Origin of the sequence: Reichenbachiella faecimaris (assembly GCF_900176375.1) — a bacterium.
GTDB lineage: Bacteria > Bacteroidota > Bacteroidia > Cytophagales > Cyclobacteriaceae > Reichenbachiella > Reichenbachiella faecimaris.
In genome coordinates this window covers 1,708,285-1,729,528 of record NZ_FWYF01000001.1, presented here as the reverse complement: position 1 = coordinate 1,729,528, position 21,244 = coordinate 1,708,285, and the positions used below count along the sequence as shown (strand labels likewise).

Genomic DNA, 21,244 nt, shown 5'->3' with positions numbered 1-21,244 from the left:
ATAGGTTAAAAGAAATATAATAGGAAATTTAATATTATATTTAGGTCACTATGAATATCAACCTAACTCTGGGAGCTATTGTTTTCTTACTATGGTCAACTTTCAGCTCATGGTACTATGTCTGCCAAATCAAAGGGCTCTGCCTAGAATCAACAACAGAAGTGGAAACCCCTATCAAGACAGAAGTCCCTACGCCACCAGTGGCCGAACCAGTTGTGGAGGTACCTACACTTCCGCCCATTAGCCTTGTGGAGGATAGGATTTATTTTGATAAAAACTCCACCACTCTTCTTGATCCTGCCTATGTAGAACAGGTTACGACTAGAATTAAGTCAGCAATTGAAGGTAGGGAGGTTGATATCTCTATTGTCGGATATACCTGTGATTTAGGAAGACAGGTCTATAATCAGAACCTTGGATTAAGACGGGCAGAGGCAATTCAGACTTTTTTGGAAGATAGAAATATAGGCAATTCGAAATTTGAAATAAGTTCGAAAGGGGAAAGTGAGGCAACACCAGGAACAGAAGAGCAACGCCAAAAAGATAGGAAAGTATCCATCACCATAAAATCAACAGACCAATGACTCAGGCAATTTTAGAAATAGCGGGCATGCTACTTGGTGCGCTAGCTATAGGAATTTTTTTCACACATCAATATTGGAAGTCCAAATCGGGCTTAATAGCAAGGAACAATGAATCTTTAGAACGAGAGAACGAAGGTCTTAAATCAAAAGAAAGGGAGCTGGAGCAAAAATTAAAGAACCAAAAGTCAGAGATAAAGCCAAAGTTGAGCGAACCCGTTGAAACCTCAAGCGAGAACGGAAAATCAGACGAGTTAGAGGCAGAGTTGAAGAGTTTGGGAAAGGAAATACGAGAGCAAAAGAAAAAGACCAAGGAGCTAAGAGCGACTGTTAAAACCCTGAAACACGACTTGGAAATCAAGGATGAGCAGCTAGGGGAGAAGGAGAGGGAATTGGAGGAAATTTCAGGCCATTTCCAAACTCATAATATTTCTTACTACAAACAGATTGATGGTAAAAGGTACAAGGCAGCTACGCTCGTAGAAGCAGATGATGCCATTGCTGGTGTAGGAGACGGCCGAATTTCGAAAGCAGATGCAGAGAAGATTTTCGCAACCATTTCTGACGGACATACTTACACCCAAGTGGAAAAGGATACCATGCACTATATCAGAGAAAATTATAATTGGACGCCTGAAGCAGATGATTTATTTAGAACTAAAGTAAGAAGTTGGGCGGCCAAGGGGCATCAGCTGGATTAGATCAGAGGTTTTAAAGTATCCTTATTTTTACTTTCCAACTGCTCATAGCTTTCATTTTTGAATGCTTCACAAGTTGACTTTTCTTTGGTAAACTTCACTACTCCACCTTCAAGGTAATGTATTTGGTCACTCATCTTTAATCGCATCCACTGGATTTGATAAGCCAGCTTTGACCGAATGAAAATCCCATTTGCTACATTGTGCATATACGGACGGGAATGCACGCAATTGGTAATCTGATAGACCTTACTCGATCTTTGTTTTGCTTTTTTTATTGAGTTGGACCTTTTGTTTTCCTTTTCTGATATTGATGTTGAGCACTTCTACAATTAGAGAAAAGAATACCGCAAAATAGATATAACCTTTAGGCACATGATGGCCCATGGCTTCTACAGTCAGCATAAACCCAATCAAAATCAAAAAAGAAAGGGCTAGCACTTCTAGTGAGGGATGTTTTGAAATAAACGAACTGATTCTCCCAGCGAAAGACATCATAATAAACATAGCTATGATCACGGCTATGATCATGATAGTCAATTGACTCGTCAATCCTACAGCTGTCAATATGGAATCAAAGGAGAAAATGATATCTAGCATAATGATTTGAAGAATAGTACTTCCAATGGTGGCAGTAGTCTTAGTGGTTGATTCGTGGTGTTCCATCACTTCCATTTTATGATTGATCTCCACGGTGCTTTTTGCAATCAAGAATAAGCCGCCACCAGCCAAAATCAAATCTCTTCCACTAAAGGCATGACCAAAAACTGAAAAAAGAGGTTCGGAAAAACTAATGATCCAGGTGATACCAAATAATAGGCCTATTCGAAAGACTAAAGCACACATCAAGCCAATGTTTCGTGCTTTTGCCTGCTGCTCTTGAGGTAGTTTATTGGAGACAATAGAAATAAATATGATGTTGTCTACGCCTAAGACTATTTCTAAAAACGTAAGAGTCAATAGGGCAATAAGGGATTCAGCGTTGAGTAATGCATCCATAGTAGTAGGGGTTGAATAGAATTCAATATTAATCATCTCATCTAAATATTCACGAATGGGGAAGAAAATTTTAATAAAAGAAAAAAGTGATTAATATTTGTAACTACAAATAACGTAACTCCGTTAATCACCTAGGTATGAAATTCGAAGAAGAAATTAAGCAGTCGTCATTTAAAAATCCCAAGGAAAAAGCCATTGTCAATATTCTGTATACTGGGAATTGGCTGAGGGATAGATCAGAAGGATTGCTGAAACCAAAAGGAATTAATGAGCAGCATTTCAATATCCTCAGGATTTTGAGAGGAAGATATCCACTCACTATTTGCCCAGGAGAGATCAAAGAAGTACTAATTAATAAACGTGGAGATTTGACTAGGCTTTTGGACAAGTTGGTAACAATGGGACTAGTTACCAGAGATGTTAATCCAGATAACCGACGAATGATCAATTTAAAAATATCTGATGCTGGATTAAACATGTTGTCTGACTTGGATCCCAAATTGGAAGAGCTGAATCAAAAAAATAATGCACTGTCTCATGAGGAATCAGAGCAGCTGAGCCATCTTCTCGACAAAATGAGGGGATAATTTTTTTGCTCATAAATATGTAATTACAACAAACGTAAAAACAATTATAAAATGAAAAAGATCATAGCATTTGCAGGAAGCAATAGTTCTACTTCTATAAATATACAATTGGTTAAGTATGCTGCTTCTTTGATAGATCAAGCAGAAGTTGAGTTTTTAGATCTAAGAGACTATGATGCACCTATATATAGTGCAGATATAGAAAAGGAAGGAATTCCCAGACCTATTCAGGAGTTAGTAGCCAAGCTAGCTGAGGCAGATGCTTACATCATAGGGTCACCAGAACACAATGGGAGTCTGACTGCTTTTATGAAAAACACGATTGACTGGGCGTCAAGAGTAGAGGCTAAGTTCCTGGGAGGTAAGCCAGTATTGCTCTTGAGTACTTCTGGTGGTAAGCGTGGAGCAGCCAGTAGTTTGGAAGACCTAAATATTAAAATGAAATACTTTGCTGGCCAGGTAGCAGCTACCTATAGCCTTGGGGCCTTTTATGATAGGTTTGATCAAGAACAAGGCGTGATCACCAATGACGAAGAGAGGAAAAAATTGACAGAAGCAACTGCTCAGTTTGAAAAGACATTATAAACATCAATTGAAAATAAATACGAATGAAAAAAGTAGCACAATTATTAAACGGTACCAACTCAGAGGATCTGGGCAAATTTCTAATCAGGTTCATTTTGGCTTTTACTATGCTCTTTCATGGATGGGGTAAGCTCATGGGAGGAGCAAATCACATTGCTGGAATGTTAGACGGTATGGGCATTCCGAGTTTTATAGGATATGGTGTGATTGTAGGAGAGTTTGTAGCGCCATTGCTGATCATAGTTGGTTACAAGACCAGGCTGGCTGGGCTCATGATGTCATTCACCATGTTGGTGGCGTTGCTTCTGGTTCATACTGGGGATGTATTCAGTGTCAACGATCATGGCGTATGGGCGATAGAATTGTTGGCTATTTATCTTGTAGGTGGTGTGGCTATAGCTTTCTTGGGCTCAGGAAAGTATAGTATATCAAGAGGCCAAGGAGATTGGGATTGATATAAATTTAAAAATACTATTTAGTTCAAGTAGTTGAGGTTGGTTTTGAGTCCCGGTTTTTCATCGGGACTTTTTTTGTATCTCGACTGTATGGCTATTAGATTCCTTAAGTCCATAACGTTCTGTTCTTCGAGCATGACATTGAGCTACAGGAGAAATTGGGATTTGCCAGTTCTGATGAAAAATGCATAAAGGATGAGATTTTTTCTTCCCAATACAGCGGTCGAAGCGAACGTAAAAAGACGGTCTGAATGGCCTATTTTGAAGGAATTGCTTACGTTCTAGGTAATTCGCCTACAAATTACAAGCTCTCTTTTTTTTGAAATGTGCGTTTAGAGTCAGTAAGAGCACTTTTGTTTTTTTGATGATTCTCAGGGCGCATTTTGTTTCCTCTTTGCGTAAAAAATTAATTACGGATATCCTGTATTTTATTAATGATCAGGTGTTCTCATCTTTGAACCATAGAATTTTATTATTCACAACGAAATAGTTGAATTGGATTAAAAAAATTTAAAGTTATGCAAGGATATTTCATCAGATCATCAAGAGTAACACCATCAGTTTATTTCAATCCTAAAAAGGAACTTTTGGATTTAAGAGGGAAGTCGAGTCCTGAAAATCCATTGAACTTTTACGGTTCGCTTCTTTTGAACGTGGACAGATATGCAGAAAGCCACGCAGGTAATATAACTGTAAACCTTGCGTTTGAATATTTTAATACTAGCTCATCAAAGTGCATATTCAACTTGCTAAGAAAATTGGATAATATCAATCAGTTAGGAAAACGAGTAATTGTAAACTGGTATCACGAGAATGACGATGAGGATATGTTGGAAGCGGGAGAAGATTTTAGCTCATTCTTTGGATATGAATTCAATTTCGTATCCGTACCAGTGATCAATTCTCTTGGAGAAGAAACAGAAAAAGAACCGCAGCTCAATGCGGCATAAAACATTAATTAGGACAGAAAACAAGAAAGTTATGAAACCGAAATTGAAATCAGCAGAAAGAGCAGTAAGACAAGTAGTAGTAGGTACATTGTTGACCTTCGGGTTCGTGCTAGCATGCACGATGCTGAGCGTAATGATATAGTTACTAAGGAGCCAGCAGCAGAAGGTAAAAAAATACAGTGGTTAGCAATTACCTGCAAGTAAAGTCACTGTATGATGGGGTTCGTGGTTACCAGCTATGGGAATAAAAGGTATTTAACGAAGGTTCTAAAGTAATTTATTAAGGTGGTTAAGGTTGCGCGGGAGCGCAACCTTTTTTGTTTAGCAAGTCCAAATTAGCCCACTAAACTCGCTTATAAGACGAAATCAGGTCTTACTTTCCTACTCCAACAGATTCCTCCATTATTTTTATTAAATTTAGTAAAGAGAGAAGGTTGTCTTATTTATTCATTGTATGGATAAACTGCGCTTCCTTTAATGAAAAATAAGTTAAGTCCACCAGCATGTCTAGCACGCAAATTCAGGAAGAAAGGTACCTGGATATCATTAATCAATTTGCTGTAGGTCTGCTCAATCAGAGCACGATCAAGGAGACGCTATGGAGCGTCATTGACAATGTGGTCTCCAAATTGGATTTTTATGATTGTGCGATTTATTTGCTTGATGAAGACAAAGAGCATCTTATTCAGGTGGCTTCTCAGGCCTACAAAGACAAAGAACCCAGAAATACCAATGCCACATTTATTAAAATGGGGACGGGAATTGTTGGTAAAGTCGCGCAGGAAAAGCAATCCAGAATCACTAATGACACGAGTCAAAGCGAAGATTATATCACTGACGATCAGTGGAGGTTTTCAGAGATCACAGTTCCCATTATTCATGAAAATGAATTGATTGGTATAATCGATTCTGAACATCCTGAAAAGGATTTTTTCCAACCCATTCATCTCAATATTTTGACGACCATCGCCTCCATGGTGGCTATCAAAGTAGTGCAAGCCCGTCATTTAGAAAATCTGGCGGCAAGAGAAAAGAGCTTTGATTTGATCTATAGTAGCACGAATGACCTGATATTTTTGATGGAGGTAGAACCCAATGATAGTTTCAGGTGCGTCTCTGTCAATCGTGCATTTCTAGAATTGACCAACAAAAAAAGAGGAGATGTGGTAGGTAAGACCATTGATGATATTTGGGATGCTGAACGTTCTGCTACCATCAAGTCATATTATCGAGAAGCTATTGAGACGAAGAAACCGATTACCTATCAGATCAAATTTAGAACTGGCAATAATATTGTGATCGTAGAGACGAAGGTAACTCCAGTATTTGATCACAGAGGACGCTGTACTAATCTTTCTGGCATATCTCGTGACATCACCACGGCCGAGGCCGTGAGGAGCGAACTGGGCTATGAAAGAGAAAAGTATCAAACCCTATTCTCGAAAGCCAATGACGCCATTTTTATTTTAAAAGATGATTTGATTATTGAGTGCAACGATCGAACTACCGAGATTTTTGGCCGTGATAGAGAGGGCTTGATAGGCTATGCTCCACATGAATTATCTCCTCAGGTTCAGCCAGATGGCAAGACTTCAGATCGACGCATGGATCAAGACAATTTTCAATGGGTGCACACAAAAAAGGACGGTTCTTACTTCACAGCTGATGTTACTTTGTCCAGATACCACTTTAAGAATGAGGAGTACACTCAAGCCATAGTGAGAGATGTTTCTGAACGGATCAAGGCTGAAGAGGTATTACGCGCTAGCGAAAAGAGATATCGGACGATTTTTGAAAACTCGCTGGATGGGATTTACAAGAGCACACCTGAAGGTAGATTTGTGGAAGTCAGCCCGGCACTAGTGGCGATGTTAGGATATGATTCCGAGGAAGAGCTGCTTTCTATAAATATCAAAAAAGACTTGTACTTCAAGGAAGAAGACCGCTTCAAACATTCCAATCAATACAGATTGAAAAAGAAAAATGGTGATGAAATTTGGGTCGAAGATCACGGCTTTTATCAATATGACGGTGAAGGAAAAGTAATATTTCATCAGGGTATACTCAGAGACGTAACAGCAAAAAACCAAAAACAAATGGAGCTGGAAAATCTCTTGAATATGACAAGTGACCAAAACAAGCGCTTGCAGAATTTTGCCCATATTGTTTCACACAATATCCGTTCGCATAGTGCTAATCTAACTTCTCTGGTTTCATTTATGGAAATGACCAAGGATGAAGCAGAAAAGCAGAAAATGTTTCAGATGCTAAAGAGCAGCACGGGACAGCTTGAGGAAACCATCATGAATTTGAATGAGATCATCACAGTCAATCAAAACTTGAACAAGCCAATCGAGCAACGCAATCTTATGGAAGAGGTAGAAAAGACCTTGCAAATATTGAATGATGAGATTCTGGAGAGTGGGGTCAAGATTGCTGTGGACATACCAGAAGACCTAGTACTTCCTATCATTCCAGCCTATTTAGATAGCATTTTATTGAATCTGCTGAGCAATGCCATCAAGTACAGAAGAAGTGAAGTAAAGTCAGAAATAAAAATTCAAGCAAAGGCTATACAAGGTAAGGTTCAGATTGAAATATCAGACAATGGCATGGGCATAGATATGGATGCTCATGGAGACAAGATATTTGGCATGTATAAAACTTTTCATCAGAATGAAGACGCCCGTGGGTTTGGATTGTATATTACAAAAAACCAGATAGAAACAATGAAGGGAAAAATTTTAGTGGATAGTAAAGTAAATAGAGGCACCACCTTTACCGTTTATTTTAATGAAGAGCGTTAAGTCAATTTATGTAGTGGAAGACGATCCTATTTCGTCTTTTGTGATCAAACTTGCTCTACAACAGCATCCTGCGTTTGATGAGGCTGTGGAATTCAAGAATGGTCAGGTAGCAGTTGATCACTTATTGAAAAATGAAGCTAATGGTAATCTACCTGAATTAATCTTACTTGATATCAATATGCCAGTCATGGATGGTTGGGATTTTTTGGATAAATTTTCAGAAATGGGTGTGAGCAAGGATATTCCTGTGGTGATGCTGACTTCATCTATCAATCCAAATGATATAGAAAAAGCCAATGCCCATGAGTTGGTCAAAGGTTTTTTGTCCAAGCCATTGAACAAAGAAAAGCTGGATGAGGTACTAAGGCTTGTATAGAAAAAGGCACTGCCTGGTACAAACAGTGCCTTCAAAACTTATGCCTTTGGGAATTCTTCACTTTTGATGATCTCCACTATTTGTTTCATGTGACGCTGAGTATGTCCGCTCATAAATAGAACCACTTGATACGCATCTACTTTGCCAAAAGGAAAGTCAAAGTACCTGTTCCTCAAATCTTCTTTTGTCTTTTTTACAAAAGCAATATTCGATTTCCTCTGCATATTGAAGGCGTCCAATGAGCCTTGGAATGACCCAAAACTGTTGGTGGGTTCAAATTCAGGACGAGTTTTCACTTTTTGGTCGCGACTCGTAATCATGGCCAATAGCTGTTCGTCAGCCATCATCACCTCACTTCTTTTAGATGGATCAGGATCAGTTTTCAAAGTCATTTCCACAATGCCAAAAATGTTTTTTTCAGAAATAGCAATGTGCTCCATGGTTTCCGCTATAGACCAGGCATCTTCACTTGGTTTATAGTTGAGCTGGCCTTCGGATAGGTCTTTTACTGCTATCAATAGTTCACTTTGAGATTGTTTCAGGTGATTAATAGCTGTGTTTTTTTCTTCCTTAGTGAGCTTCTGCTGAGCGTATGTTTGTAAGCCAAACAAGATCAATGCTTGAATAAGTAACAAGGTTTTAAAATTTTTCATAGTTTTTAGAATTGTTTAGTATTATGACGATTGGTTTCATTTATTTAGGACAAAGCCAAAAAATATTTATTAAGTTAATCACAACTGCGTCCTCATTCCAATTTTGAATGTGATCTTTTGGCAGTTATAACTATACTGGATTTATCTCGTATCTTCGATCTAAACAAGCCAAAATGAACCAATCGAAAGCTTCACTTACCTTTATATTCATTACACTTCTTGTGGATGTTATCGGATTAGGAATAATAATTCCAGTCATTCCCGACCTTATCAAAGAGTTGATCAATGGCTCTCTGGCTGAAGCTGCTTTATATGGAGGATGGCTGATGTTTTCCTATGCCTTCATGCAGTTTTTCTTTTCTCCTATCATGGGCGGATTGGGTGATCAGTTTGGTCGTAGGCCAGTTTTGTTGGCTTCACTGTTTGGTTTTGGGATTGATTATCTGCTGCTAGCCTGGGCACCAACTATAGGGTGGCTGTTTGTAGGGCGTATTTTGGCAGGAGTCACGGGCGCTAGCATGACTACGGCCTCAGCGTATATAGCTGATATCAGTAAGCCAGAAGATCGAGCCAAAAATTTTGGGATGATTGGGGCGGCCTTTGGACTAGGGTTTATCATTGGCCCAGTGATTGGAGGCCTACTTGGTGTATATGGCTCTAGGGTGCCCTTTATTGCCGCTGCCGTGTTGACTTTGCTCAATTGGCTCTACGGCTATTTTATTTTGCCAGAATCTCTAGCTCCAGACAAAAGAAGAAAATTTAGTTGGAAGCGAGCCAATCCAGTAGGGTCATTGATCCAGTTAAAAAAATTTCCAGTGACCATCAGCTTAATGGTCGCTATGTTTTTTGTGTATTTGGCTTCCCATGCCACCCAGAGTACTTGGGCTTATTATACGATGGAAAAATTCGGTTGGGACGTGAAAATGGTTGGTTATTCTCTTGGCTTTGTTGGGCTAATGGTTGCCATTGTTCAGGGAGGTTTGGTTAGAGTGGTTATTCCCAGAATAGGGGATAGAAATGGGGTTTATCTTGGGCTCACTCTGTATTTCATAGGGTTTGTTTTGTTTGCTTTTGCCACTGAAGGATGGATGATGTTTCTATTTATGATTCCTTATGCTTTGAGTGGATTTGCAGGCCCATCATTACAGAGCATCATGACTGGTCAGATTCCAGCTGATCAGCAGGGAGAATTGCAGGGTGCCATTACCAGCATGATTAGTTTGACAGCTATTGTGGGGCCACCTTTGATGACAGATTTGTTTGCCCGTTTTACAAATGATTCCTTGGGCATCTATTTTCCTGGGGCACCTTATTTGATGGGAGCGGTTTTTACATTCATGAGTATTGGATTTGCCTTGCGCACGCTTCGCAAGTATTCCAGTGTGTTTGGATAATTTTTACAAACCAAAGCAACCTACAGTGTAACTTTCGCATCATAGAAGAGACTAATACTTAGACTCAAACCAAAAATCAAACATGCTCTCATTCTTTGCTTTCAGAAAATTTTCTTTTTTCTGTACTCTTCTCCTTGTATCTGTCTTCAATTCTTTTTCACAAGGCATCAAAGGCACTATCAAATCTTCAGATGGTGAACCTTTGCCCTATGCCACCATCTATGTGCGAAATATTGAAACGGGCAGTACTTCAAATGCAGAAGGCTATTTTGAGTACCCTTTACCAGCAGGTAAATACGATTTGGTTTTCCAATATATGGGCTACAAATCAGTGGTCAAATTTGTGGAAGTAGTAGGAGGGTTCTCTGAAGTACATGTGAAACTTGAGCCTCAGACCATTGTACTGCGCGATGTAGAAATCATAGCTGGCAAAGAAGATCCTGCTTATACCATTATGCGTAAGGCCATTGCAAAAGCTAAGTTTCATCAAAATCAGCTGGACAGTTATCAAGCTGAAGTATATATCAAGGGATCTGGACGCTTGATTGATTCTCCTTTCTTTTTGCGTAAGCAAATGGCAAAGGAAGGAGTGGATTCCACCACAGCTTTTGTCACTGAGTCTATCTCTAGGGTGAAATTCACCAGACCCAATACCTATGAGGAAGAGGTGTTGTCTATTCGAAGCAATGGGGACGATAACAATACGAGCCCTATGGAGTACCTCAAGGGCAGTTTTTATGAGCCTAAATTGGCCAATGCGATTTCTCCATTATCGCCAAAAGCTTTTGGTTATTACAAATTTGAGTACTTGGGAACATATCGAGATCAAGCGTACGACTATAGTAAAATCCGTGTGATTCCGCGATCCAAGGGAGATGATGTATTTGAAGGCGAGATCTCGATCGTAGAAGATTATTGGAGCATTCACAGTTTAAATCTGAGCACCAGCTATCTGGGTATTCAGTTCTTGATCCATCAGATTTACAATCCTATTGAAGACAAAGCTTGGTTGCCGATCAGTCATCAGTTCGACATAGAAGGAACTTTTTTCGGATTTGAGTTTGAATACAATTATTTGGCAACAGCCAAAAATTATAAAATTGAGCTTAATAAAGATTTGGATATTGAATTGGTGGTGGTAGATGAAAAGGTTGAGAAGGAATTGGCCAAAAAACTGGAAACGCAAAACAAGAATGTGAATAGTGAAGTTCTGGAGAAGATGCAATCAGGAAAAGAAATGACCAGAAAGGATTTGAAAAAATTGATGCGTGAATACGAAAAAATGGAAATAGAACGAGATACAGTTCCTAATATTTCCTATGTCACCAATGTGACTGTCGACTCCTTGGCTTACAAAAAGGATTCTAGTTTTTGGCAGGCCGTCCGTCCTATTCCTCTATCAGAATACGAAGTGAAAGGGTACCACAAAATGGATAGTATGGCCGTAGTCAATAAAAAGGAAGCTGAAGGGGATACCATCAAAACCAAGCAAGGCAAGGAAGGGTTTAAAATCTACGATTTGTTATTGGGAAACACCTATAAAATTGGAGATAAGACGCATTTGGAAATCAAATCATCATTGGTAAGCCTGAATTTTAATACAGTTGAAGGCTACAACTTCTTTTATGAATTGGCCTACACAAAGACATTTGAAAATAAAACCTGGTTGGAAATAGCCCCACATATACGATATGGTTTTTCTATCAATCAATTGCAGAGTAAGCTCAAGGCCACGTACAAGTTTGATGAGCAAAACCTGGCTGTTGAAGGCGGAAGATATGTTTATCAAATCAATCCCAATGTGCCGATTTATCCGATCATCAACTCACTGACTACTTTGATGTTGGAAAGCAACTACATGAAGATCTATCAAAAGGAATTTGTCAGACTAAAGTATTCACACAAAATATCCGATAAGTATAGAATTGGTTTATCAGCTGAATATGCCAATCGTTTGCCATTGGAAAACCAGACAAGTCATACATGGTTCAATCAAGGGGATAAAGACTACACCTCCAATGCACCAGCCAACGTGGAACTCGGCCCTACGGCATTTCTTGAACATCAAGCATTTTTGACTGGAGTGAATCTGACCATGAAACCGTGGCAGAAGTACTACATCAAAAACAATGAAAGACAGTCTATCAATCACTCTTCTCCTGAACTGACAGTAGCTTATAATAGTGCGATTCCTGTGGGAGACGCCCAGATTTCTTATCACAAGTTAGCTGTAGATGTTACCCATGCGCTGGATATAGGCATCAGAGGCCGTTTGAGCTTTAGAGTAGGTGGAGGAGGATTTTTAGCTAAAGATAGTATTACATTCCTGGATTACAAGCACTTCATGGGTAACAGAACGCCCATCCAAGACATAGATGTAGTGAAGAGCTTCCGTCTGCTGCCCTATTACAACTTCAGTACGAATGGTGCTTATGTCAACTTACTCACCCACTATCAGTTTAGAAAGTTCTTCTTTTCCAGATTCAAGTTTGCTAGAAAAAGAGGAGTGAAAGAAAGCATATTTGCCAATTATCTGGGTACGGACTCCGCTCAGAATTATACGGAACTGGGCTATAGCATAGACAACATCTTTAGACTCTTCAGACTCGAAGGCGTGGCAGCTTTTCAAGATGGCGAATACGAGGATTGGGGCATACGCATTGGTGTGGCGGCTTTCTTGGATGAGATGTTCAATTTTGAGTGATTCAATTGTCAGGCTTAGGTTTTCGAAGTCTACTCAATCGCAATATTCTTCTGAAAGGCCGTCTCAAATGAAATCGTCGTATCTGTGCCTTCCACACCAGCCAGTGGATGTATTCGGCTGTAAAGCACATCTCTCAGATGGCTATTGTCCTTCGCAAAAATCTTAATAATCAGAGCATATTTGCCAGTAATGTTGGAGCACTCTACAATCTCAGGGATTTCCTTGAGTGCAGCAATGAGGCTATTCACATACTTGGCATTCGTCACTTGTATGCGCGTCATGGCCTCAGTAGTGTAGCCCAGTACTTTGGGTTCGAAGACATAAGTAGCATTTTTGATCACTCCAGACTGGCGCAGTTTGTTCACACGCTGATGGACCATAGTGTTGGAAATACCCAGTTCATTAGCTAAAGTTGAAAATGGTACTCTGGCATTTTCGCCCAAGCGTCTCAAGATTTTTTTGTCTGTTTCGTCAAATTGACCAATCATAGAGATAATGCATAGTGAATAGTGTCAAATTGAATTATTTTAAAGTTGTATGGGTAAAAATGACATAAAAATTACTATTAATTAAATAATTGACTCATTAATTAATTGAATTAATTAAATATGACTTCATTTTGCATTCAAATATTTAAGCTATGCAGTACGAAGAAATCATCGACATTTTTTGGAAGGAATATGTTAAAACAACACCTTCAGCAGGTAAAATTCACGAGTTACTAGAAGCGAAGGGCGAGAAGATCAGCAATGATCACATCGCATTCCGTACATTCAACCACCCAAGCATTAATGTAGAACAACTGGCCAAGCCTTTTTTGGCTTGTGGCTATGTAGAAAAAGACGATTACGTCTTTGAAGCAAAGAAATTGAGAGCTAAACACTACGAACATCCAGATGCCAAAGCGCCTAAGATATTTATCAGTGAGTTGTTGTTGGAAGAATTTTCTCAAGAGTTGCAGTACATTGTACTGAAAAAAATCAATGAAATCCCAATGGGATTGATTGAATCTAACTCCACAATTTATGCAGGCAGACCCTGGGGTACGATTTCTCATGAGACTTATTTGAAACTGAGAGAAGAGTCAGAATATGCAGCTTGGATGTATGTGTACGGCTTCTGTGCCAATCATTTCACCATCAATGTGAATCAGTTGACAGCCATTGAATCACTAGAAGAAATGAACAATTTCTTAAAAAACAACGGTTTCCCAATGAACGTATCTGGAGGCGAGATCAAAGGTTCTCCAGAGGCTTTGTTAGAGCAGTCAAGTATCTTGGCAGACAAGAAAGCAATTGAATTTGCTGAAGGGTCATTTGAAGTGCCATCTTGTTATTATGAGTTTGCCAGAAGATATGAAGACGCCAATGGCATTTTATTTAATGGCTTCATTGCTAAGTCTGCCGACAAAATATTTGAAAGTACAAATGCGGCTTCATAAGCCGAGACTCCTAAATCAACCTGAATTAAGTATTAGAACTTCGTAATGAGAGCCTAAATCACAAAAAAGCAGGAAGTTTTATTGATTTGAGCATAGCAGCGCTATGGTTAAATTAAAAAACATAGTAAAACGACTGATTTAAAGTGAGTTAGGCTCGGAATAGATTTTCTAATGCATAAATCAGGTTAAAAATTTAACCCAAAATGATAAGTCAGCTCAGGCGCTTCGGCGAGAGCTGGCTTTTTTGTTTTGTACACGTTATTACCCGATTCAACGGAGGAGAATTCGGGTAATCTCATGCGAGTTGCTGAATGTCAAGACATTTAACTTTTCCAAAGCTTAGAACTTTGGAAAAGTTCCTATCAATGTATTTTCTTGCCTTTCTCATTGATTTTGAGTAACTTATATACTCCCAAAAATCGTATTATTATGAATCTCATCACTAAAATTGACCAATGGATGGATGCACGATTCGCGCCAGTCTGGTTAGACCTACTTAGAGTCGTACTCGGAATTTTTCTTTTCATCAAAGGCCTCATATTTACGGCCAATTTTCAAGTCCTTGCCGATAATGTCCAATCCATGGGTATGGTGTATATGGCAGTGATTGCTGCTCACTATATCTATTTGATGCATGCTGCAGGAGGGCTGATGATTGCGTTGGGTGCCTATACCCGTGCCATGTGTGCTTTGAATATTCCTGTACTGTTTGGTGCAGTTGTTTTCAATGCAACTCACTTCCTCACCATGGATAGTCTGATGGAACTGGAAATGTCGGCATTGGTGCTGGTTGGACTGATCGTCTATTTTCTATTTGGTGGCGGTCGATTTTCAGTAGACGAACTCCGTCGTAGAGATGCCAGGCGCAAGGCTGAATTGGCCGGGGTTTAAAAATACCTGAACCCTCCCAAAGTTTAGAACTTTGGGGGGGTTACAAACTTCTTTCGCCTTCGTTGGTCTTGTGACCAATGAGAAACTACAAACTTTGCACCTTCCATAACTTTCCCAAATCACTGATTCGTATATCTTTGCGGCTATGGCAAAAAATGACGATCAGAATCTATTGAAAAAGATCATAGCGCACTCCAAAGAGTATGGCTATGTATTCCCTTCTAGTGAAATATACGATGGCCTTAGTGCCACTTATGACTATGGCCAATATGGAGCAGAATTGAAGAAAAACATTCGAGACTACTGGTGGAAGGCCATGGTGCAAATGAATGAAAATATTGTGGGTATAGATGCGTCGATTTTCATGCACCCAACCACCTGGAAAGCCTCTGGTCATGTTGATGCTTTCAATGATCCTATGATCGACAACAAGGACTCTAAGAAAAGATATAGAGCAGATGTTCTGATTGAGGATTTTGTGGCGAAGATCGAAGCCAAAATAGACAAAGAAGTAGCCAAAGCTGAAAAACGATTTGGTGATGCATTCAACAAAGAAGAGTTCCTATCTACCAATGGACGTGTATTGGACAATCAGAAGAAAATTGACAACATCAATGCCCGGTTCAAAAAAGATATTGAAGAAGAAAACTTTGAGGATTTAAAATTATTGATTGAGGAGTTAGGGATTGCCGATCCAGTGAGCGGATCAAAAAATTGGACTGAAGTCAAACAATTCAATCTGATGTTCTCTACTGAACTTGGAGCGGTCACGGAAGGAGCCAGTAAAATTTATTTGAGACCAGAGACGGCACAAGGGATTTTCGTGAACTATCTCAACGTGCAGAAAACTGGTCGAATGAAGTTGCCTTTTGGTATCGCTCAGACTGGTAAGGCTTTTAGGAATGAAATTATAGCGCGTCAGTTCATTTTCCGCATGCGAGAATTCGAGCAGATGGAAATGCAGTTTTTCATCAAGCCAGGTACCGAAATGGAATGGTACGAAAACTGGAAAGAAAAGAGAATTAAGTGGCACAAGTCACTAGGGTTGGGCGAAGAAAATTACCGATTCCACGATCATTTGAATCTGGCCCATTATGCCAACGCAGCCTGCGACATTGAGTTCAATTTCCCCATGGGATTTAAAGAGCTGGAAGGCATTCATTCAAGAACAGATTTCGATCTGAAAGCACACGAAGAGTACAGTGGTAAAAAATTACAGTTCTTTGATTCCGAAGAAGAGAAGTCTTATGTACCGTATGTGGTGGAGACTTCTATTGGACTGGATCGTATGTTCTTGGCTATTTTGTCTAGTGCGTACACAGAAGAAACATTAGAAGATGGCAGTAGCAGAATTGTCTTGAAGATTCCTCCTGTTTTAGCTCCTGTGAAGGCAGCTGTATTGCCATTGATCAACAAAGATGGCCTACCAGAAAAGGCACGTGAAATCATGGATGAACTGAAGTATTCAGTCAATGTCCAAATGGATGTGAAAGATGCCATTGGCAGAAGGTATAGAAGGCAAGATGCGATTGGTACGCCCTACTGTATCACAGTAGATCATCAGACCTTAGAAGATGGTATGGTGACTATTCGTGAGCGCGACACCATGGAGCAGCGTAGAGTGTCTGTGGATGAAGTGGTTGCTGAAATCGAAAAGGCAGTAGATCTGAAGCAGTTGCTAAAGACCTTATAAGCATTCCTGATTAGGAAATTGAAGGGCTCGCATTTGCGAGCCTTTTTTGAAGGAGGTAAAGAAATGTTTCCTTTGCCACCCCGTCATTCTTCCTTATCTTTTCTCCATGGATATTTTGTTCTTGGTTTTAGTAGCTGCAGGCTTGTTTGGATTAGCTCTTTTGTTGGCCCATTTATGGTCGATAGGTGTTGCCTGGCGCAAGGCCAAGAGTCGGGGTTTGTCAGTTTCCCTATTAGAAGCAAGAGCGCTTACTAAATTCTTCGAGCTAGAAGATGAATTTTTGGATTCTTGTGTGGAATTCAAAAAAACAGACCCGACTGTTGCTATACAAGATATTGTACATCATCACATGGCAGATGGAGATACGCGGGCACTTTTAGATCATTGGAGGCAGGTGCAGGCCGCTGGGGTCGATTTGTCATTTAAGTCCTTGGTATTGTATGATTTGGCCGATAAGGACATGAATGATTTGATCCAAAATTTGAATAGAGCCTATGAGTTGATCATTCCAGAAATAGAAGAGAGCGGGTTGACTGCTTATTACTACTGCAAGTTTAAGATTGCTGGTGATAGTTCAGGGTGGATCACGCCAGATTTGAATGCCTTCAAAAAGACGATTGAGGAAAAAGTAACACTGGCTTTACTCTCAGGCGATTTGGCAGACTTTGAGGCTTTGGCCAATTTTATCAAAGCAGAATATCTGAATGAAAAATTTTGGAAAGGCCTGTGCCACGGTCAGATCATAGATCAACAAATCCGTATTACTAAAGGATGAAAGTCTATTGTTTGAGCGGGCTGGGGGCGGATACCAGTGTATTCGAGCTACTAAAAATAAATAACCCGAAAGTGTATGTAGAGTGGATACCTTCTTTTCAATGGGAAAGTATGACTGCTTATGCTCGGCGACTTTGTGATCAGGTGGATGATTCCGAACCATTCGTATTGCTTGGGGTTTCGTTTGGAGGTATGCTGGCCGTAGAAATGAACAAATACATCCAACCTCAAAAAACTATCCTAGTTACCTCATTGGCTCGAACGAGCGAATTGCCACTTTGGATCAGATGGATAGCTAAGACCAGGTTGAATCGAATCATTCCAAGTTTTCTTTTTGGCTCTAATCCAAAATGGCTCATTTGGTATTTTGGAATTAAATCTGAACAAGGCAAGAAAATGGTCACGGCCATTGCCAAAAAAACAGATCGAGCTTTCACCAAATTATGCATTGACAAAGTACTCTCATGGCGTAATGAACGGTTGCCTGAAAACCTGATTAGAATTCATGCGACAAAAGATTTGTTGCTGCCAGCACCTAAAGGTATTAAAGGGATAGATTTGGAAGGAGCTGGGCATTTTGCTATAGTGGAGAATGCCTCAGAAATATCAGTCATTGTAGAGGGGATTTTGTCAGAAGCGAATTGATATATTTACCGAATGACTCAGACCCATTTAGCCATTATTCTACAGACCACTCCTCCTGCAAACGACTTCATGGATGTCATCGTTCTGGCGATATTGAGTGTAGTGGTGATTATTTTGGCAGGTATGACGGGTCGAGTCAATATGGGCTTTCAAGTGCCTGGATTTCCAAGGCCGCTTTCGTCAGAACGAAAAGAAATTCTCAGAAAACATTTTCCTTTTTACAAGCAATTGACGCCCAATAGGCGTAAAAGATTTGAACAAAAAGTTCAGTATTTCATTCATGTCAAAGAGTTTATTCCCAGACAAATACCAAAAGTGACTGAGGAAATGAAAGTCTTGATATCTGCCTGTGCTGTGCAACTCACCTTTGGTTATCCAAAAGTATTTCTCAGCCACTTCAAACGAATTTTGGTTTATCCAGATAATTACTACTCTACGATTAACCAAACCTATCATAAGGGAGAAGTCAACCCCAGGTTAAGGGCTATCGTACTTTCCTGGAAGGCTTTTGTAGCAGGTTATTTTAATTCCAAAGATGGAAGAAATTTAGGCCTGCATGAAATGGCCCATGCCTTGAGATTAGAAAATCTAATAACGAACGCTGAGTTTAATTTTTTGGACGAAGAAGTGCTTCAGCACTGGCAGTTTTTGGCAGACCAAGAAATGGCGAATATTGCAAATGGTAATAGCACGATGTTTAGAGACTATGCCGCCACTAACCCTGATGAATTCTTTTCAGTGGCCGTGGAGAACTTTTTCGAACGGCCGAAAAAATTTAAAAGCTTAATGCCCAATCTCTATGCCATCTTAGTGCTACTTTTGAAGCAGGATCCGATAAACCCCGTTTGAGTATGGCCAAAAGGAAGCCGCATGCTGCCAGTATTAGGAATCAAAACACAGCCACAGTCAAGGATGTGATTGATGCTATGCTTAAATCTTATAATCTGAGCAAAAAATTTGACCAGACCACCTTATTGGCTACCTGGAACAAGATCATGGGAAAGGCCATAGCCAATCGCACATCTAAGCTGGAAGTAAGAAACAATATTTTGATCGTTACCCTCAATTCGGCACCACTCAAGCATGAACTCAATCAGTCTCGATACAAAGTGCTAGAACTCCTGGAAAAGGAATTTGGTAAGCCTGTGGTAAAAGATGTGCTGTTTGTATAATCAAAGCTAAAATTGTTAAATTGGTTGGGATAAAAACGAAACAAATTCCTTGTGTCCAAACCTACTATTTTATGCATGTTTTCGGGAGGAGTAGATTCTGCTGGCGTACTGCATGAACTTCAGACCAATGAGAAATATCAATCCTTTTCACTCATTGTGCATCATATTCATATATGGAATAGGGAGAATCGAGCATTGGCAGAATTGGATGCAGTAAAAAAAATCCTTAACTATTATAAGCGACAAGGCAAATCTCAATTCCTTTTCACTCAAAGTATATTTGATACCAGAGGATTTGCACCACTTCAATCTATGAGGTTTCCTATGGATATGGATGTTTGTGCATTTACGGCTTCTCAGATTTGTGCAGCACGACCAGATGTACAATACGTGGCCATGGGCAGAACAAAAACTGATGTGGAAAGTGGGGGGGAGAATTTTAAGTTGAGAATGCAGAGAGCACAAGCCATTTTTAAATCTTCGCTGAGTCTTGAAAACCATAGGCCTGCTGAATACATTTTTCCTGTTGTGGATTACACCAAAAAAGAAATATGGAATTTTCTTCCAGAAGAAGTCAGTCAATCGACATGGTGGTGCAGAAGGCCTAACTATGAGCATGAGGTTTCCAAATCCTGTGGTAGTTGTACTACGTGCCTGGAAATGGCCCAAATTATCGGATAGTAATGCAAAAACTTTTTGAACACATCAAAAAATTCAGTCAGGTTTCTGATTCGGACTTGAAACTGATAGAAAGTGTCACATCCAAAAAAGTGTATGACAAAAAGGATCATCTATTGACTGCGGGGCATAGGTGTCATTTCAAGTATTTCATCCTTTCTGGATGTATGCGTTCCTACTTTATGAATAATAAAGGGGGAGAGCAGATTGTCAATTTTGGAATTGAGGATTGGTGGATGACCGACTACGACAGTTTTGTAAATGAAGATATTTCTCATCTGAATATTCAGGCATTGGAGCAGTGTGAGGTGCTGCGCTTGAGTAGATCAGATTTTGATCATGTAGTTGCTACTTCAGCCGGACTCAATACCTACTTTCGTGTGATTCTGGAAAAAAGACATATAGCAGATCAGAGACGTATCCAGTATATGTTCAATATGTCTGGGGAAGAAATATATGACCATTTCAATAGAAGCAATCCTGATTTTGTTCAACGTGTACCCCAATATATGCTCGCGTCTTATCTCGGATTCACACCCGAATTTCTAAGCAAAATCAGAAAAAGAAAAATTGAAAATGGTTCTTAATCTACATTAAGAAAATTTCCCATATACTCTCGGAGATTTGAGTGATCAAATAATTAATCACTTTAAATCAATTAAAAATGGAACGAATTAGCTTTCAAAACATTCCAGAAGGTCTGTACAATGGCTTGTATCAGATGGGAGAATATCTAGACCATTCAGGACTGGATAAGCAATTGCAAATGCTTGTAGAATATAGGGTGTCTCAAATCAATAGCTGTGCTTTTTGTTTAGATATGCATTTCAAGGAAGCCGTGGAATCAGGCGAGTCAACTGTTAGGCTCAGTATGGTATCTGCCTGGAAAGAAACTGAATTATTCTCTGAAGTGGAGTGTGTAGTACTTCAGTTTGCGGAGGCAGTCACCTTACTTTCCAATAATGATATAGGAGAGGATATTTATGCCTCAATGAGAAAGTATTTTGATCCAGATCAAATAGCAGCTTGGACATTGGCCATTGTCAGAATAAATGGATGGAATCGATTCATGAAGGCCTTCAAAACGAAAGCGGGAGCATACAAAATAGGCCAGTTCGCCTGATCAATTGGTTGACTAATCTATCGTTAGTTGACCAATTT

24 protein-coding genes are annotated in these 21,244 nt (G+C 39.6%); 20 read left to right on the top strand and 4 right to left on the bottom strand.

The genetic code is table 11. From position 1 onward, the window contains the following. Window positions 1–50: 50 nt before the first annotated feature. Together B9A58_RS07250 and B9A58_RS07245 are read left to right on the top strand one after the other, a co-directional pair. Window positions 51–584 carry an OmpA family protein gene (locus B9A58_RS07250; protein ID WP_084371788.1) on the top strand — a complete coding sequence of 178 codons (534 nt, stop codon included), beginning with the start codon at window positions 51–53 and terminating at the stop codon, window positions 582–584. Continuing rightward, on the top strand, window positions 581–1,282 hold the full coding sequence (locus B9A58_RS07245) for a hypothetical protein (protein ID WP_084371787.1): 702 nt from the start codon (window positions 581–583) through the stop codon (window positions 1,280–1,282). The genes B9A58_RS07250 and B9A58_RS07245 overlap by 4 nt, the downstream gene beginning before the upstream one ends. On the opposite strand, the gene B9A58_RS20350 is transcribed toward B9A58_RS07245, so the two are convergent. Both B9A58_RS20350 and B9A58_RS07235 read right to left on the bottom strand, forming a co-directional pair. Then, a complete protein-coding gene (locus B9A58_RS20350; RefSeq protein WP_176214710.1) occupies window positions 1,279–1,416 on the bottom strand; it encodes a hypothetical protein in 138 nt (45 codons plus the stop codon). The genes B9A58_RS07245 and B9A58_RS20350 overlap by 4 nt on opposite strands. 112 nt (window positions 1,417–1,528) lie before the next feature. Further along, window positions 1,529–2,278 (bottom strand): TerC family protein, encoded by a 750-nt coding sequence (locus B9A58_RS07235; RefSeq protein ID WP_084371785.1) that lies wholly within the window; start codon window positions 2,276–2,278, stop codon window positions 1,529–1,531. Between the two features lie 137 nt (window positions 2,279–2,415). On the opposite strand from B9A58_RS07235, the gene B9A58_RS07230 reads away from it, so the two are divergent. From B9A58_RS07230 to B9A58_RS07205, 6 genes are all read left to right on the top strand, one after another. After that, complete coding sequence (locus B9A58_RS07230) at window positions 2,416–2,865, top strand: MarR family winged helix-turn-helix transcriptional regulator (RefSeq protein ID WP_084371784.1); 450 nt, start codon at window positions 2,416–2,418, stop codon at window positions 2,863–2,865. 51 nt (window positions 2,866–2,916) lie between these two features. Further along, on the top strand, window positions 2,917–3,450 hold the full coding sequence (locus B9A58_RS07225; protein WP_084371783.1) for an NADPH-dependent FMN reductase: 534 nt from the start codon (window positions 2,917–2,919) through the stop codon (window positions 3,448–3,450). 23 nt (window positions 3,451–3,473) lie between these two features. Continuing rightward, window positions 3,474–3,905 carry a DoxX family protein gene (locus tag B9A58_RS07220; RefSeq protein ID WP_084371782.1) on the top strand — a complete coding sequence of 144 codons (432 nt, stop codon included), beginning with the start codon at window positions 3,474–3,476 and terminating at the stop codon, window positions 3,903–3,905. 518 nt (window positions 3,906–4,423) lie between these two features. Continuing rightward, a complete protein-coding gene (locus B9A58_RS07215) occupies window positions 4,424–4,855 on the top strand; it encodes a DUF1987 domain-containing protein (RefSeq protein WP_084371781.1) in 432 nt (143 codons plus the stop codon). Window positions 4,856–5,358: 503 nt separating this feature from the next. Continuing rightward, window positions 5,359–7,662 carry a PAS domain S-box protein gene (locus B9A58_RS07210; protein WP_084371780.1) on the top strand — a complete coding sequence of 768 codons (2,304 nt, stop codon included), beginning with the start codon at window positions 5,359–5,361 and terminating at the stop codon, window positions 7,660–7,662. After that, window positions 7,649–8,038, top strand: coding sequence for a response regulator (locus B9A58_RS07205; protein WP_084371779.1), 390 nt, complete (start codon window positions 7,649–7,651; stop codon window positions 8,036–8,038). The genes B9A58_RS07210 and B9A58_RS07205 overlap by 14 nt, the downstream gene beginning before the upstream one ends. A 38-nt stretch (window positions 8,039–8,076) precedes the next feature. Here B9A58_RS07205 and B9A58_RS07200 read toward each other — a convergent pair whose 3' ends face one another. Then, on the bottom strand, window positions 8,077–8,691 hold the full coding sequence (locus tag B9A58_RS07200) for a DinB family protein (RefSeq protein WP_084371778.1): 615 nt from the start codon (window positions 8,689–8,691) through the stop codon (window positions 8,077–8,079). Window positions 8,692–8,864: 173 nt separating this feature from the next. On the opposite strand from B9A58_RS07200, the gene B9A58_RS07195 reads away from it, so the two are divergent. Further along, the gene (locus B9A58_RS07195) at window positions 8,865–10,085 is read left to right on the top strand and encodes a TCR/Tet family MFS transporter (RefSeq protein ID WP_084371777.1); all 1,221 of its coding nucleotides are present in this window, start codon (window positions 8,865–8,867) and stop codon (window positions 10,083–10,085) included. An 82-nt stretch (window positions 10,086–10,167) separates the two neighbouring features. Continuing rightward, window positions 10,168–12,789: a DUF5686 and carboxypeptidase regulatory-like domain-containing protein gene (locus B9A58_RS07190; RefSeq protein WP_084371776.1), complete on the top strand. Its 2,622-nt coding sequence runs from the start codon at window positions 10,168–10,170 to the stop codon at window positions 12,787–12,789. A 29-nt stretch (window positions 12,790–12,818) separates the two neighbouring features. Here the strand turns inward: B9A58_RS07190 and B9A58_RS07185 are convergent, their stop codons facing one another. Next, the gene (locus B9A58_RS07185; RefSeq protein ID WP_084371775.1) at window positions 12,819–13,277 is read right to left on the bottom strand and encodes an Lrp/AsnC family transcriptional regulator; all 459 of its coding nucleotides are present in this window, start codon (window positions 13,275–13,277) and stop codon (window positions 12,819–12,821) included. A gap of 152 nt (window positions 13,278–13,429) precedes the next feature. Here B9A58_RS07185 and B9A58_RS07180 point away from each other — a divergent pair, with 152 nt between their 5' ends. The 10 genes from B9A58_RS07180 to B9A58_RS07135 all read left to right on the top strand — a co-directional run bounded on the left by B9A58_RS07180 (window position 13,430) and on the right by B9A58_RS07135 (window position 21,206). Next, entirely contained in the window at window positions 13,430–14,230 is an 801-nt protein-coding gene (locus B9A58_RS07180) for a DUF1338 domain-containing protein (protein ID WP_084371774.1), read from the top strand. Window positions 14,231–14,659: 429 nt separating this feature from the next. Further along, window positions 14,660–15,121: a DoxX family protein gene (locus B9A58_RS07175; protein WP_084371772.1), complete on the top strand. Its 462-nt coding sequence runs from the start codon at window positions 14,660–14,662 to the stop codon at window positions 15,119–15,121. Window positions 15,122–15,266: 145 nt separating this feature from the next. Further along, window positions 15,267–16,814: a glycine--tRNA ligase gene (locus B9A58_RS07170; RefSeq protein WP_084371770.1), complete on the top strand. Its 1,548-nt coding sequence runs from the start codon at window positions 15,267–15,269 to the stop codon at window positions 16,812–16,814. A gap of 106 nt (window positions 16,815–16,920) precedes the next feature. Beyond that, the gene (locus tag B9A58_RS07165) at window positions 16,921–17,589 is read left to right on the top strand and encodes a hypothetical protein (protein WP_084371768.1); all 669 of its coding nucleotides are present in this window, start codon (window positions 16,921–16,923) and stop codon (window positions 17,587–17,589) included. Further along, window positions 17,586–18,233, top strand: a complete 648-nt coding sequence (locus tag B9A58_RS07160) for an alpha/beta hydrolase (RefSeq protein ID WP_084371766.1) — start codon at window positions 17,586–17,588, stop codon at window positions 18,231–18,233. Before B9A58_RS07165 ends, B9A58_RS07160 begins: the two co-directional genes overlap by 4 nt. A 12-nt stretch (window positions 18,234–18,245) precedes the next feature. Then, window positions 18,246–19,082, top strand: coding sequence for a zinc-dependent peptidase (locus tag B9A58_RS07155; RefSeq protein WP_245827007.1), 837 nt, complete (start codon window positions 18,246–18,248; stop codon window positions 19,080–19,082). A gap of 2 nt (window positions 19,083–19,084) precedes the next feature. Beyond that, window positions 19,085–19,405, top strand: coding sequence for a DciA family protein (locus B9A58_RS07150; RefSeq protein ID WP_084371765.1), 321 nt, complete (start codon window positions 19,085–19,087; stop codon window positions 19,403–19,405). Window positions 19,406–19,456: 51 nt separating this feature from the next. Further along, window positions 19,457–20,086: an ATP-binding protein gene (locus B9A58_RS07145; protein WP_139793784.1), complete on the top strand. Its 630-nt coding sequence runs from the start codon at window positions 19,457–19,459 to the stop codon at window positions 20,084–20,086. A gap of 2 nt (window positions 20,087–20,088) precedes the next feature. Beyond that, window positions 20,089–20,670: a Crp/Fnr family transcriptional regulator gene (locus B9A58_RS07140; RefSeq protein WP_084371761.1), complete on the top strand. Its 582-nt coding sequence runs from the start codon at window positions 20,089–20,091 to the stop codon at window positions 20,668–20,670. A 77-nt stretch (window positions 20,671–20,747) separates the two neighbouring features. Continuing rightward, the gene (locus B9A58_RS07135; RefSeq protein WP_084371759.1) at window positions 20,748–21,206 is read left to right on the top strand and encodes a carboxymuconolactone decarboxylase family protein; all 459 of its coding nucleotides are present in this window, start codon (window positions 20,748–20,750) and stop codon (window positions 21,204–21,206) included. The last annotated feature ends 38 nt before the right edge of the window (window positions 21,207–21,244 follow it).

What these genes read in the sequence shown, in the direction of transcription:
- B9A58_RS07215 (WP_084371781.1), top strand. Translation starts at nt 4,424, where the DNA reads ATGCAAGGATATTTCATCAGATCATCAAGAGTAACACCATCAGTTTAT.
- B9A58_RS07160 (WP_084371766.1), top strand. Translation starts at nt 17,586, where the DNA reads ATGAAAGTCTATTGTTTGAGCGGGCTGGGGGCGGATACCAGTGTATTC.
- B9A58_RS07140 (WP_084371761.1), top strand. Translation starts at nt 20,089, where the DNA reads ATGCAAAAACTTTTTGAACACATCAAAAAATTCAGTCAGGTTTCTGAT.
- B9A58_RS07185 (WP_084371775.1), bottom strand. Translation starts at nt 13,277, where the DNA reads ATGATTGGTCAATTTGACGAAACAGACAAAAAAATCTTGAGACGCTTG.
- B9A58_RS07230 (WP_084371784.1), top strand. Translation starts at nt 2,416, where the DNA reads ATGAAATTCGAAGAAGAAATTAAGCAGTCGTCATTTAAAAATCCCAAG.
- B9A58_RS07170 (WP_084371770.1), top strand. Translation starts at nt 15,267, where the DNA reads ATGGCAAAAAATGACGATCAGAATCTATTGAAAAAGATCATAGCGCAC.
- B9A58_RS07175 (WP_084371772.1), top strand. Translation starts at nt 14,660, where the DNA reads ATGAATCTCATCACTAAAATTGACCAATGGATGGATGCACGATTCGCG.
- B9A58_RS07200 (WP_084371778.1), bottom strand. Translation starts at nt 8,691, where the DNA reads ATGAAAAATTTTAAAACCTTGTTACTTATTCAAGCATTGATCTTGTTT.
- B9A58_RS07220 (WP_084371782.1), top strand. Translation starts at nt 3,474, where the DNA reads ATGAAAAAAGTAGCACAATTATTAAACGGTACCAACTCAGAGGATCTG.
- B9A58_RS07135 (WP_084371759.1), top strand. Translation starts at nt 20,748, where the DNA reads ATGGAACGAATTAGCTTTCAAAACATTCCAGAAGGTCTGTACAATGGC.
- B9A58_RS07235 (WP_084371785.1), bottom strand. Translation starts at nt 2,278, where the DNA reads ATGGATGCATTACTCAACGCTGAATCCCTTATTGCCCTATTGACTCTT.
- B9A58_RS07245 (WP_084371787.1), top strand. Translation starts at nt 581, where the DNA reads ATGACTCAGGCAATTTTAGAAATAGCGGGCATGCTACTTGGTGCGCTA.
- B9A58_RS07225 (WP_084371783.1), top strand. Translation starts at nt 2,917, where the DNA reads ATGAAAAAGATCATAGCATTTGCAGGAAGCAATAGTTCTACTTCTATA.
- B9A58_RS07195 (WP_084371777.1), top strand. Translation starts at nt 8,865, where the DNA reads ATGAACCAATCGAAAGCTTCACTTACCTTTATATTCATTACACTTCTT.
- B9A58_RS07180 (WP_084371774.1), top strand. Translation starts at nt 13,430, where the DNA reads ATGCAGTACGAAGAAATCATCGACATTTTTTGGAAGGAATATGTTAAA.
- B9A58_RS07155 (WP_245827007.1), top strand. Translation starts at nt 18,246, where the DNA reads ATGACTCAGACCCATTTAGCCATTATTCTACAGACCACTCCTCCTGCA.
- B9A58_RS07210 (WP_084371780.1), top strand. Translation starts at nt 5,359, where the DNA reads ATGTCTAGCACGCAAATTCAGGAAGAAAGGTACCTGGATATCATTAAT.
- B9A58_RS20350 (WP_176214710.1), bottom strand. Translation starts at nt 1,416, where the DNA reads ATGAGTGACCAAATACATTACCTTGAAGGTGGAGTAGTGAAGTTTACC.
- B9A58_RS07165 (WP_084371768.1), top strand. Translation starts at nt 16,921, where the DNA reads ATGGATATTTTGTTCTTGGTTTTAGTAGCTGCAGGCTTGTTTGGATTA.
- B9A58_RS07205 (WP_084371779.1), top strand. Translation starts at nt 7,649, where the DNA reads ATGAAGAGCGTTAAGTCAATTTATGTAGTGGAAGACGATCCTATTTCG.
- B9A58_RS07190 (WP_084371776.1), top strand. Translation starts at nt 10,168, where the DNA reads ATGCTCTCATTCTTTGCTTTCAGAAAATTTTCTTTTTTCTGTACTCTT.
- B9A58_RS07150 (WP_084371765.1), top strand. Translation starts at nt 19,085, where the DNA reads ATGGCCAAAAGGAAGCCGCATGCTGCCAGTATTAGGAATCAAAACACA.
- B9A58_RS07250 (WP_084371788.1), top strand. Translation starts at nt 51, where the DNA reads ATGAATATCAACCTAACTCTGGGAGCTATTGTTTTCTTACTATGGTCA.